The following is a 13,045-nucleotide window of genomic DNA, read 5'->3' as shown; positions in this document are numbered from 1 at the left end:
TGTACAATATAAATCTGGTTTGGACGCATCTGTATGCTTAAAATTCATTGCACACACCGATAGAGTCACGCAACACCAGCAAGCTTTCCGGCCCCATATCAAAAAGCAGGTCTATCACACTCAGGTTAGGCAGGAAGCCCAGTTTCTGGTCAAACACTTGATAATAAGGCTTCGGCACAAAATCCTTGTCCGCCTCCCGGAAATCCCGCTTGGGATGAATCCGTTCCCGGAAATCATCCGCAGTCTCCGGCTCCGGCACATAATCGTCGGTCGGTATCAGCCGGGGCTGCATATCAATCTGTTGGCACACCCACTCACACAATTCCAGATTGAAATCGAACAAAAACGCATACTTCTGCTCAAAAAACCGATGGAACTCATCCGCATAATAATCGAAGAACGGGCTATGCTTGTAAGCTGCCACAAAAGCATTCCAATGCACGTGCCGCCAGTTGCCATGGTCGGAAATACGTATATCCTTCATCAAGCATTTCAGGTCATCCCCCTTTTCTGTCGGGATGGTCAATGCCAGCGGGCCGTCGGCCGATGCAATCACGCAGCGGTTCCGATAGGTCTGCTTCATGTAGTGGTCATACCGCTCCACATACACCGAAGGATAAGCAAAAAGTTTAGTATAATATTCCACGGGAGCCAGATAGGCCGACCCTAAAATCACTTCATCTTTCATTTTTTCTCTTTTAGTCATTGCACCCGTTGCCCGAAACGTCCCTTCCGGGAAGAATACCAGATAAGCCAGGCCTTTCCCACCAGATGGTCTTCCGGCACCAGCCCGAACAGACGGGAGTCACAGATATTCACCGGGTCGTTCGAGGCCATCCAGTAGTAGTCCTTACTGAAGGTGTACGCCTCTACCGGCTTTCCTTTCACCCACAACGTGTCGTGACGTACCTCTGCCGGCTGATGCTCATGCGCTACAATCGTGTTGCACAGCAACGTCACATTCCACGGATACACCTTCACCGGTATTCCCTTTGCCGGAATCACATACGGATGCGCCTCCGTACGGTTTTTCTCGTCCAGCGGAATCAGCGGAATCCGCCCTTCCAGCTTCTGCGAAAGCAAATAATATTCATACTGGCTGAAACTCCGGATATACCCCCCGTCGGAAGTATACCCCACCAGCGCATTGCCCTTGAGACCCAGCACCGACAGTACCGTCAGCATCAAATCCTCCGTCGATACCGGATAAGCATACAGCGACTTGGCATCCGGGCTCAGCACCTTTCCGCCTACATCATTCAAATCAGCGTCCAGCATCAGCGTATCGCCCGGCGTACCGATGCAACGGCTGATGAACAGTTCCCGCCACTCGATTCCCGTCTTCTGATTCTCAGGATGCGGATTGTTGAACAGCACGATATCCCCTTTCCTTGCACGGGAAGCTGCCAGCCGGTGATAGCCGAAAAGTGAACAGAAAGGCAGGCGCAGCCCGTAACTCCACTTGCTGACCAGAATCCGTTCCCCTTGGTACAGTGAATTCTCCATGCCGGAGGAAGGAATCACACAAGTCGTCACAAGCAGTGTCCGCACCAGCCAGACGGTCAGCACCGCCACGCCGGTTGCCTTCAACCACCCCCATCCGGACTTTCCTTTGCTCATACACTCATTTGATGGAATCTACAAACTTGAACAGACGGTTCCAGCGAACCTTTCCGTTGAACCACCCGCGGTCCTGATCCAGCGACAGCCAGATAAAAATCGGCTTGCCCACGATATGGTCTTCCGGCACAAAACCCCAGAAACGGGAGTCGGCCGAGTTGTGACGGTTGTCTCCCATCATCCAGTAATAATCCATCTTAAAGGTATATTTCGTAGTTTCCTGTCCGTTGATATAAATCTTTCCGTCCTTCACCTCCAAACTGTTGCCTTCGTAGTTCCGGATAGGACGTTCATAAATCGGCAGGTTGTCCAAGGTCAAATCCACGGTAGCCCCTTTTTTCGGAATCCATATCGGCCCATAGTTGTCTACCGTCCATCCCGTCAGTTTATTGTCGGGATACAGACCGCCCGCATCGTCGTCCGGTACATTCTCAATGGAAGTCACCAAATCTTTCCGGGCCAACAGAGCCGCTTTGGCCTTCTCGGTCAGCGGCATGTTATACACCGATTCCTCCGTATAATACCCCATCAGGTCTTCCTTGCTGATACCCAGCTCATGACACAAATCCTCCGGCAGCATGCCTTTGGTATGTACGAAATAACGGTACTGTACATTGTCCGGCTCCTTGTTCGGCTTGCCGTCCAGATAAATAATCCGGTCCTTAATCTGCAACGTCTGTCCCGGAAGTCCCACGCAACGCTTCACGTAGTTCTCCCGGCGGTCTACCGGACGCGTAATCACCTTACCATACAGCTGCGGATTCTCATCAATATATTTGCGGCCCACCGAATAATAATAATCATACACTTCGCGCTGCTGTTCCACATTCAAGCTGGCCAAGTCGATGGGCTGCGAAAGCTGCTTGCCGATGGCATAGCTCATGCGGTAGATATCCTCTGCCGGATTGCCGGTTGCCACCGTATCACCAGCCGGGAAGTTGAACACTACGATGTCGTTCAGCTGCACTTTCCCCAGTCCGGACACCCGTTTGTAGTCCCATTTCGGCCATTCCAGGTACGACTTGCAGTTGAACACCGGCAACGTATGCTGCGTCAGCGGCATGTGAAGCGGGGTCTGCGGGATACGGGCTCCATAACTCATCTTGCTCACAAACAGGTAGTCGCCCACCAGCAACGATTTCTCCAATGAAGACGAAGGAATCACGTAATTCTGGAAGAAATACAGGTTGACGAAATAGACAGCCACCAAAGCGAACACGATGGCATCCACCCACCCCATCACCGTCAGCACGGTCTTGTTGGTCGACTTCTTCCACCATGTCCAAGGAATCTTCTTGGAGATATAAGCATCAAAGATGAACGGAACCACAATCAGTCCCAGCCAGCTTTTCAACCAAATCAGGAAAATCAGGTAAAGCACCAGCACTATGCCGAACTTTATCCATTGTTTACGTGAGGCTTGTATCATACTCAAAACTGAAATAAATCATTCATACCCAGAAAACCGGTGTGTCCGGCTGTATATTCGGCAGCCAGCACCGCTCCCAAAGCAAACCCTTTACGGTTCTTTGCATCGTGCGTAATCACGATGGAATCGGCTTCCGACTCATACTTGATAGTGTGGATACCCGGTACTTCTCCTTCGCGGATGGCACTTACCGGCAATTCATCCGGTGCACAATCGGTCGTACCCGTCACGGTTCCATCGGGAGCCGTCAGCGTGCCCATCACCCATTTGTGCTTGCGGTCCAGGTTTTCCAGAATCCCTTCCACCAGCGTGATAGCCGTACCACTCGGCGCATCCAACTTGTGTACGTGGTGCGTTTCCACCATCGATACGTCATAATTCGGGAACTGGTTCATGATTTTGGCCAGATACTTGTTGACCGCCGAGAAAATAGCCACTCCCAGGCTGAAGTTGGACGACCAGAACAAAGTCTTTCCTTCTTCCTGACACAGGCGACGCATTTCCTCCCCGTGTTCAGCCATCCATCCGGTACTGCCTGACACCACCTTCACTCCATTCTTAAAAGCCTCCAGGCAATTGCCGTAAGCCACCGACGGCGCCGTGAACTCAATGGCCACATCTGCCGAACGGAATGCTTCGGAAGCAAAATCTTCCCGGTTATTTATATCAATGATACTGACAATTTCGTGTCCTCTGGAAAGAGCTATCTTTTCGATTTCCTTTCCCATCTTTCCATATCCAATCAATGCAATTTTCATAATTCTGCTGATAATTTTATTCGCAAAGATAGTGTTTTTCAGTATTAATCATTACATTTACCCGACATTTACACCTCGTTAACATGGAACATCTACTCCAATTTGTATGGAAACACAAGCTTTTTCCGCTCACCCCGCTGCATACTACCCAAGGGCAAATTATCGAAGTCATTGACCCCGGACTTCCCAATACGGACGCCGGTCCGGACTTCTTCAACGCGAAAATCAAGATAGACGGCATCCTCTGGGTGGGCAATGTGGAAATCCATGTGCATTCCTCCGACTGGAAACGCCACCAGCATCACTTGGACCGTGCCTACGACTCCGTGATTCTCCACGTGGCTTCCGACATCGATGCCGAGACCTTCCGTACGGATGGCGAACCCATCCCACAAATGGAACTGCACTACCCGCCCTATTTGCTGGAGAACTATCGCGAACTGATTGAAACCAGTCACTATCCGGCCTGCTACCGCCTCATCCCCCAACTGCCCAAACTCCTGCTCCACAGCTGGCTCTCCAGCTTGCAGACGGAACGTTTCGAGCAAAAGACACAACGTATCCAGGCCCAGCTCACCCAAAGCAAAGGCGACTGGGAACAGGCCTTCTTTCTCACCCTGGCCCGCAACTTCGGTTTCGGCACCAACAGCGATGCCTTCGAACAATGGGCCCAGACCATTCCCTTACAGGCCGTCAACAAACACCGTGACAATCTTTTCCAGATAGAAGCGATTTTCTTCGGACAAGCCGGTCTGCTACAGGAACTCCCTTCCGATGACTATTCTGCCCAGCTTACCAAGGAATATGCTTACCTGGCCCATAAATTCGAACTGCATCCCTCCGAACACCTTCGCTGGAAGATGCTCCGCATGCGTCCGGGCAATTTTCCGCACGTGCGCATCGCCCAACTGGCCAACCTCTATCATCATTCCCAGGGGATACTTTCCCAGCTCCTGCTGGCTCCTACCGTGAAAGAGCTGCGCGACCTGTTGCGGGGAGGTACCTCTCTCTACTGGCTCACTCACTACGTATTCGGCGAACCGTCGCCCGCCCGTCCGAAGACTCTCAGCGATGCTTCCATCGACCTCCTAATTATCAACACCGTGGTGCCTTTCCTTTATGCCTATGGCAAGCACAAAGGTGAAGAACGGCTCATCGAACGGGCTAGCAACCTGCTGGAACAACTGAAACCGGAAAATAATTACATCATCCGCCTGTGGAAGGAATGTGGCCTCTCTGCCGCCCATGCCGGCGACAGTCAGGCACTCATCCAACTCAAGAAGAACTACTGCGACCCGAAGAAATGCCTGTTCTGCCGCATCGGATATGAATATTTCAAGAAAAAAGAAAGTTAAGAACCGAAGATTTTCTCCCTTCACACACGACTCTTTCATTTCAATCAAAGTCAGTCTCTCAGTACTTCCTCGGCAGTACTCCAGTACTTTCCTTGGAGTACTACAGTACTTTCATGGAAGTACTCCAGTACTGCCAAGGAAGTACTGAAAGTAAATAAAGCTATATTTCTCAACATATTACAGAAATTTACAGAGAATCCAGCCATCCCTTTCGGGAAAAAATCATTTCCGTCCTGACAAAGGAATATAGACCGAACACTCCCAGCCTGAAAGTCGATTACGCAAGAAAGGAGGCATATTGAACTTCCTTGTCATACCCCATTTGTATTGCACAGCCACTTCCATGAATCTGAAGTCATACGCCAATCTTGCAAATACCGGCAAGTCGAAGAAACTTTTGTCATAAAAATAAAAAGTAGGCTCCACTCCTACCGACAGATTCAATCCTCGAAACAGGTACCGTCCCACACTTCCAGCAAAAGATGCCGACCACAGATTACGGATTCCTTCCCCGCCCACATACGTCGTATGCACGTCAGAAGAAAGATAACGGAATCCATAGCTGTAGCGGCCATATCTTGCCGATAACGACAAGTCGAACAACCAGCCGGTATCCGGACGATTCAGCCGCCAGCGGTATCCGGCGCCCAAAGTAAAATCAGCCCTCAAACGGGAGTTTGCCAAATCGAAAGGCGGCAATCCTTTCTCCGGTGAAGCCATCTGGTAGTTTACAGTATTTTTCCCTCCATAAAGCATCAGGCCTGAAGAACGGAGCATCTGTGCACGAACTGTCATCCATAAAAAGAAAAGGAATAAGAAAAAAGATAATCGTTTCATACAGATTTCGAATTAGCGTTATTATTTTCAATCTGGTTTCTGTTTATTTACTTTAAATTTAAATTTTCCTAAGCCTTGATAATCAATAGTAAAAGTACCATGACATGGATAATATGCACCTACACCTCCAGGGAAAGCCTCATATACGTGCGGTCCTTTTTTATCTTGAGATGAGGTTATAGGAAAATGAACAACCCCTGAAGCATAATACAAAGAACCTACTAAAGTCGTTTTCGACTTATAATTTCTCCATCGTCCAAAAACTGACTTTTTTCTAAAATTAGCTTCCATCCTAACAAAATTACCCGCATAAGTATTAAGCCAAAATTTTCGATCCCCATCAGCTTGTTCTGGTATATTATTTTCAAATTCTGTGTTATGATCTACAGAATAAGTTATAGCATCATCTGGAGCTAGCAATCTTAGTTCAAGCAAATCTTCCGGAGTTTTAATATCAGTAATATCCACTACTTTATTACCAATCTTCACATAACCTTTATTATTCAACAATTTTGCCACAGCCTCATTCCTAACAGGTAAAAAGAAAGAATAATCGTCTTTATACTCCGGGAAATACAATCCAGGAAACATTTTCTTAAATTCTTGATATTTTTCTTCCGACTCATAATACTTGTCAGATAAATCCCATGCTCTTTCATATTCATCGTATAGCGAAATAAACCGGAAATTCTTTTTTATCGAATCCACATAATATTCAACATTAAGTACTGCATGGTCAAAATCGGACCTAGTTTCAAATTCTAGCATATCCAAACAAGACAAAGTTCGAGAATTAACTTGACTCTCAGCAAGATTATCTACATCAAACTCCTGACAGCAAGAAGACATCAAACACAATGCCAATCCCGCAAATAAAAAACTTTTGTTCATAAATCTAAATTTTAGTGTTTAACAAATAAATAACAACTCACTCTTTTAAACTATCCATCCACTCCGTTTGCCGCAAGCTGCAACCACCGACCAATCCGAAACCGTTCTCCACATTGGTGTAAGTAGCCCGCATGGGAGCCAACTCCACATTACCCAGTTCATTATTCTTCTGCTCATTAAGTGATTTCAAATAACGGTAGAACTCTTCAGACAGACTATATAAATAAACCTTATATTGCTTTCTGTTTATAAAAGTTTCATCTTGAATAGAAGTCTTGTAATCAGGTATGTAAGTCATATTCAGGCGAAGTGTGTAATTCTTTCCCTGAATTTTCTCATCGCTCCAAAAATACAGATTCTGATAGTACGCATAGTTTCCCATAAAAATGTCATCCAAACCCGAAGAAGCATCCAACATTGGCTCATCACTCCAGTCCATATAAGCAGAAGACGGTTTGCCATAATGCACCTCCGAAGTCCCCTCTTTCCAATACTTTACCCTTTCTTTGACCGTTACCGCATAGTAATTTTCAGTTTTTGCATAATCGGTAAAATTTATCTGAAGCTGGAGCACATTCAACTCAGAGGATTTTCGTTCTATTTTGACAGTGTTTAAAGGGAAAGGAGCAGGAATAATAGTAAAGGCAGACACCGCTTTCACCCCTTCTACCGAAGCTGTAAGCCGGACACGGTCGCCCGTCTCATAGGACTGTACCACATAATAACTTTTGGCGGGAACTCCCGGCAAGGAATCCTCTGTCCACCACAAAGGAACAGCAATGTCATTCACTTCCAGGCGGATGTCCCTACCCTTTAATCCATACATCTTTCTGCCTTTATCATGAACCGGAAGACTGTGCGAAAGACGTACCACCGTAGTGTCGCCACTTCCCGGATAACTATATACCGTTAACTTAGGAACCTCTGAAATCTCATCCAAGTCAAAATGATACACGCAAGATGAAAACAGACTGAAGGCTGCAAGTATTATTATGAGATTCTGTTTGTTTAAATGCATAAATACAATGTTTAGAAATTTGTTATAATCAATGACATTCCAATGCATGCCGATTCAGAAATTTAAAGTGTAGCTAAAAGAAGGAATTATCGGGAACAGCCCGATAGCCTTTCCTCTGAAACTTCCGTTGGCCTGCCGTTCTATCTTAGTATAAAAAGGATTCATACGGCAATAGGCATTATAGATACTCACATTCCAGATTCGCTCGAATCCCCGCTTGGTAGTCCGCCGGAAATTGATACCCACATCCAGCCGGTGGTAGGCAGGCAAAGTAATATTGTTAGGTTTTCCATACATCGGCTCTAAGTCCGACAGTTGCGAGGTACCGGGCAGGCAAGGATTTTCCACATACTGTGTAGGAACTGTCGCATGGTCACCACTACGATAAGTCCACGCTGCATATACATCCATTCGACGGCTGAATTTACGACGATAGACTAGATTCAGTTTATGACGATTGTCAAACTTGCTGGGATACCAACCGGAATAAAAGTCATCAAACTTTTGCTTGCTCCATGACAAAGTATAACCAGCCTGAAAGAGGTTCCGCTCATCATGATACACCAGCGATGTTTCCAACCCATACGATTTGCCGTCTCCCACCCGTACCACCTGCTCCCAGTTTCCGGCAGGCAATGTAAGACTGCCTCCCGCCTCGTACTCCAACATTCGGCTGGTAGTACGGAAATAGCTTTCCACCTCCAGGCGCAACCTCCACGGAAGTTCCATGTACACACCACCTGCCACCTGTCGCGAACGCATAGGACGTATACGGGAGGTAGAAGGGACCCAACAATCGGTCGGCAAGTTTAAATAAGAATTGGATAACTGGTGTGCAAACTGACTCATCTCGGTATAGGAAACTTTCAAAGTGGTACGACTGAACAGACGATAGCTTGCCGATATTCTCGGTTCCAGCGAATGATATACCACTCCCGAAACCTGATACATGGTATAACGTCCCCCCAGATTTATCCGCAGTTTCCGGGTCAGCCTCATATCGTCTTCCGCATAAAAAGAGAATTCATTCCCCTTGTAATGGCTCTCTACGGATGACAATAACGTATCCGTCATTTCCTCCGTACCTCTTATATCCTGTGATAACGTATGCTGCGGACAATAGATATGATACAAGTAATCGCTTCCGAAACGCACATGATGATTCGCCGTAGGAAGGTAATGAAAATCCATGCGAAAACCTACGTCATCAATAGTAGAATAACTGTCCCTCTGCATCCGGTCCACAGAATATTCTTTATCATCTTCCCCTTTATCAAAACTATCATCTGACCTGAAGTCGTACTTAGACAGATTACGGGCATATACCAAAGAAAAATTACCGGTCAGTTTATGATTGAACTGATTATTCCATGACAACGCGGCAGAAAGATTTCCCCATCGGATATGGTATTCATCCGTGGTCTGTTCTTTCTCTTGATGGAGCGGATTTCCTGACGGGAAAAGCTGTTTATCCTTCATTTTAAACAAATCTCTTCCAGAATACACACTAAAAGAAAGTCTGCTCTCATTGGAAAACCGGTGTGTGATTTTCGCATTGATATCATGAAAAGCATAACGGGCATTGATGTCTTCTTCGGGAAAGAAACGATTGGCAATCCGCAAAGCAGGAGCAGAAAGCACGTCCAACCAGCTCCGGCGCATACCGAACACGAAAGAGGTTTTTTCCTTTATGACAGGCCCTTCGAAACGCAGTCTTCCGTCCAGCAGCCCCACCGATACCGTACCGTGAAACTTCTTTAAGTCCCCCTCCTTCATACGGACATCTGTCACAGACGAAAGCCTCCCTCCGTAACGTGCCGGGAAACCACTCTTGTAAAAATCCACATTCTTCACTATATCCGTATTAAATGCAGAAAACAATCCTCCAAAATGATTCACCTGATAGAGAGGCATGCCGTCCAATAAGAATAAGTTTTCATCATTCTTTCCCCCATGTACATAAAGGCCGGAGAGCAGTTCCGTGCCAGCAGATACCCCGGGAAGCTGCTGAATCGCCTTGACTAAATCCGGTGAACTGAACAATGAAAATTCCGTATTCAACTGTGCTGGAGTCAACGAAACCTTTCCAGTCTGAGTCGTAAAAAGAGAAGTATTCAAATCGGCCGTTACCACTACCCCTTCCAATGCAGTGGAACTTTCCTTCAAATAAATCGTGCCAGAATAATCTGAACGCAGTTCCAGTTCTTTCACCACCTCTTCATAACCTACATAAGAGAAACGCAAAGTATGCTTTCCTTCCGGCAGTGTCAAACTAAAAAAGCCATGTTCATCCGTCAAGGTACCAATATGCATATTCTGGTCATACACCGTGACATTAAGGAGTGATTCCCCATTATCCTGACACACGTGGCCTGAAAAAGTGTACTGACTCGATTTAAACAACAAGACATAGCTGCCTTTTATCTCCCATTTGATTCCGGTTCCGGAAAAGACAGTTTGCAGATTCTCCTTCAATGACTTACCAGAAGAAAAAATGCCAGATAACCGCATCACTTCCAAAGAAGAATCATAGACGAAATTCACGTGATACAAGTCTTGCATTTGTACGATTGCTTTCTTCAATTCAGAAGTTTCTGAACGAGGATACCCCCCTACACACAAACAAACAGCCGCCACAGTCCACAAGGTACTCATCATACTTGTTTTTTAATATGCACTTTTAATACTTTTTCTATTATCTCGATGATTTCGTCCAGACTGTGTGCATCGAAACTGGCTGTCAACCGTTTGTCTGTCCGGTCGGCTACCAGCTTTACCCCATAATAACGGGATAGCTCTGCAAGTACTTTCGGAAGAGGAGTATTCTCAAATACAAAACTTCCTTTCTTTACAGAATCTGGACGACGAACGATTTGCGGAACATGCTGACCTTTTACCACTTGTGCCTCCATTCCAGCCAGAAGTTCTACACCTTCCGACTGACCTAGTACAGAAAACCGTACTTTTCCCGATTCCACCTGAACCCATGCGGTATCCGCACGGCTTTCATCCATTACGAAACAAGTACCCAACACTTGAACTTCAGCCAACTTTCCTATTACTTTAAACGGACGAGTACAATCTCTTTTTATCCTAAAATCAGCTTTCCCCGTCAATTTCACTTCACGACATACCTTTGCGTAATCCTTTGTACGGAAACAAATAGAGGAATAAGGATATACCGTAACGACCGAACTGTCCGGCAACTGGTACTTTACTGCATGCTCGTATGCTGCCAATTCTGTCCACTGCTTCTCAGTAGATATGCCCACCCAGACAATAAACGCCAACAATATAGCCGCAGCCAGCCCGGATAAGGTCAGGAAATACCGGTTCTTTCCGCCTGCCCTTCCAACCACTCCATGCTTTTCCTTGAAAACTTTCAAAGCCTGCCGTGTGTCCAATTTATTCTTTTGATAATGCCTCAACACAAAACGAAGGCATTTTTCTTCTAATTCATTCATGTTTCTGGTGATATTATACGTTCAATCCTGTGACAATAGAAACCCCAAAAATCACTACGTGAAAACCCTGAATTTTAGTTAAAGAGAAATAGATAGACTTTATATGCCCCCTCACGTATCAAACGAAATGCCTTCTGAATATGACTGTCGACTGTATGAACCGAAATATGAAACCTTTCAGCAATCTCCTGATACTTCAGGCCATCCCGTTTATGCAAAAGAAAGACCTCACGGCAACGCTCAGGCAAGGCATCTATGGCGGTCCACATTCGCGCCTCCATCACACTCCGTTCCTCCACCTCCTCATCCAACAGGGTTTCCTCTAAATCCGTAAACGAGACTCCCGATTTGAACAGATTTTCCTGACTCAAATAATCCAAGCTACGGTTCTTCACCATCACATACAAATAAGCCTTCATATTACTTACCTCACAGGACTTTTCATCATTCATCTTTTCCCACAAAGACGAAAAGCAATCCTGCACGATATCTTTGGCCGTCTCTACGTCCTGTACATAATGTGTGGCATACAAACACAAAGGTCTATAATAAAACTTGAACAACTCATCTATATTTAATCTGTCTCTTCCCATGTGCAAATCGATTTCCATTTCAAATAGAGACAGATGGAAATACCAAAATCACCATCCTACTTCTGTAAAAAAAGTTAAGTCTTTTCAGTTCTTCATACCTTTCACCGCAACGCCTCTTCCACTGCCCGCAGATACCCGTCCAGACGATTGCTCTTCAAGATAGCCTTCCGCCGTTTCTTGTCCAAGTCCGGCAGCAGATACTCCCAGCAGGTCTTCAGCTTGGCCAGCAGCTGCGCTTCTCCACCTTCTATCACCCGATAGTAGTACAAGTACATCAGCCGGTGCATCTGTGCTACTCGCCCCTTTAACTCGCCCTCCGACAGTTCTCCTTCCCGGAAAGCAAGGGCCAATGACGGATTGGCCAGCAAGCCTCTTCCCAGCATCACCCCTTTCAGCCGAGGAAAGGCTTCCAACACCTCCCGGATGTCGGCCACCGTCTGCAAATCGCCATTATATACCAGCGGCAGCTCACAAGCCTCATAGAACGCCCGGAACGCCTCCCGGTCGACCGTTCCCTTGTATTGCTGCTTCCCGATACGTGGATGCAGTGTGACCTGCGTCACACACGAACCGTTGAGCAACGGCACTAGCGCTCTCCATTCGTTGGGTTCCTGTCCTCCTAATCTCATCTTGACCGAGAAACGTATCTCCGGAAAGGCCTTCATCGTCTCCAACAAAGCCGCCACTTTCTCCGGAGAGGACAAGATACCCGCTCCTTTTCCACGGCGGACAATCAGTGGGAACGGGCAGCCCATGTTCACATCCAGCTCCCGATAGCCCAGTCCTGTCAGGAAATCCGTCAGCTGTCGCAACTCCTCCGGTTCCGAGGCAATTACTTGGGGAATCAGCCGAGGCACCGTATTCTCGTCGGGCGACACGTCTCGCCTGTCCTTGTTGCGGATGACTCCCTTTTCCAACCGCACAAAAGGCGTGTAATAAGCCTCCACACCTCCAAAACACTGCGCATGGGCATTGCGCCACGCCGCTTCCGTAAAGCCCTGCAAAGGGGCCGCATAAATTACCGGTACATTCTCTTTCATATTCCGCAAATATAGGAATAATTCCTTATCTTTGTAGAAA

General features: G+C 46.7%; 12 protein-coding genes. 1 reads left to right on the top strand and 11 read right to left on the bottom strand.

The genetic code is table 11. The annotated features are described in order from the left end of the window. Positions 1 to 37: 37 nt before the first annotated feature. From OIM59_RS17045 to dapB, 4 genes are read right to left on the bottom strand one after another with little or no spacing between them, the layout of a single operon-like run. Positions 38 to 688, bottom strand: coding sequence for a WbqC family protein (locus OIM59_RS17045; RefSeq protein ID WP_299168096.1), 651 nt, complete (start codon positions 686 to 688; stop codon positions 38 to 40). Between the two features lie 14 nt (positions 689 to 702). Beyond that, positions 703 to 1,620, bottom strand: coding sequence for a signal peptidase I (gene lepB / locus OIM59_RS17040; protein WP_299168094.1), 918 nt, complete (start codon positions 1,618 to 1,620; stop codon positions 703 to 705). Between the two features lie 4 nt (positions 1,621 to 1,624). Further along, positions 1,625 to 3,049 carry a S26 family signal peptidase gene (locus OIM59_RS17035; protein ID WP_303897856.1) on the bottom strand — a complete coding sequence of 475 codons (1,425 nt, stop codon included), beginning with the start codon at positions 3,047 to 3,049 and terminating at the stop codon, positions 1,625 to 1,627. Between the two features lie 2 nt (positions 3,050 to 3,051). Then, positions 3,052 to 3,807: a 4-hydroxy-tetrahydrodipicolinate reductase gene (dapB, locus tag OIM59_RS17030; RefSeq protein WP_303897854.1), complete on the bottom strand. Its 756-nt coding sequence runs from the start codon at positions 3,805 to 3,807 to the stop codon at positions 3,052 to 3,054. 83 nt (positions 3,808 to 3,890) lie between these two features. Between dapB and OIM59_RS17025 the strand changes: the two genes are divergently transcribed. After that, positions 3,891 to 5,162 (top strand): DUF2851 family protein, encoded by a 1,272-nt coding sequence (locus OIM59_RS17025; RefSeq protein WP_299168088.1) that lies wholly within the window; start codon positions 3,891 to 3,893, stop codon positions 5,160 to 5,162. A gap of 222 nt (positions 5,163 to 5,384) precedes the next feature. On the opposite strand, the gene OIM59_RS17020 is transcribed toward OIM59_RS17025, so the two are convergent. The 7 genes from OIM59_RS17020 to OIM59_RS16990 all read right to left on the bottom strand — a co-directional run bounded on the left by OIM59_RS17020 (position 5,385) and on the right by OIM59_RS16990 (position 13,005). Next, positions 5,385 to 5,999 carry a hypothetical protein gene (locus OIM59_RS17020; RefSeq protein WP_299168086.1) on the bottom strand — a complete coding sequence of 205 codons (615 nt, stop codon included), beginning with the start codon at positions 5,997 to 5,999 and terminating at the stop codon, positions 5,385 to 5,387. Positions 6,000 to 6,026: 27 nt separating this feature from the next. Further along, positions 6,027 to 6,890 carry a hypothetical protein gene (locus tag OIM59_RS17015; RefSeq protein ID WP_022353066.1) on the bottom strand — a complete coding sequence of 288 codons (864 nt, stop codon included), beginning with the start codon at positions 6,888 to 6,890 and terminating at the stop codon, positions 6,027 to 6,029. A 37-nt stretch (positions 6,891 to 6,927) separates the two neighbouring features. Continuing rightward, positions 6,928 to 7,908, bottom strand: a complete 981-nt coding sequence (locus OIM59_RS17010) for a DUF4249 domain-containing protein (RefSeq protein WP_299168081.1) — start codon at positions 7,906 to 7,908, stop codon at positions 6,928 to 6,930. 54 nt (positions 7,909 to 7,962) lie between these two features. Further along, positions 7,963 to 10,563, bottom strand: a complete 2,601-nt coding sequence (locus OIM59_RS17005; RefSeq protein ID WP_303897850.1) for a TonB-dependent receptor domain-containing protein — start codon at positions 10,561 to 10,563, stop codon at positions 7,963 to 7,965. Beyond that, positions 10,563 to 11,372, bottom strand: coding sequence for a FecR family protein (locus OIM59_RS17000; protein WP_299168078.1), 810 nt, complete (start codon positions 11,370 to 11,372; stop codon positions 10,563 to 10,565). The genes OIM59_RS17005 and OIM59_RS17000 overlap by 1 nt, the downstream gene beginning before the upstream one ends. A 74-nt stretch (positions 11,373 to 11,446) precedes the next feature. Continuing rightward, entirely contained in the window at positions 11,447 to 11,965 is a 519-nt protein-coding gene (locus OIM59_RS16995; RefSeq protein ID WP_148329468.1) for an RNA polymerase sigma-70 factor, read from the bottom strand. Positions 11,966 to 12,066: 101 nt separating this feature from the next. Continuing rightward, complete coding sequence (locus OIM59_RS16990) at positions 12,067 to 13,005, bottom strand: tRNA-dihydrouridine synthase family protein (RefSeq protein WP_303897847.1); 939 nt, start codon at positions 13,003 to 13,005, stop codon at positions 12,067 to 12,069. Positions 13,006 to 13,045: the final 40 nt, after the last annotated feature.

This window comes from Bacteroides mediterraneensis (assembly GCF_025993685.1).
Classification (GTDB): domain Bacteria; phylum Bacteroidota; class Bacteroidia; order Bacteroidales; family Bacteroidaceae; genus Phocaeicola; species Phocaeicola mediterraneensis_A.
This window is presented reverse-complemented; position numbering and strand designations above follow the sequence as displayed.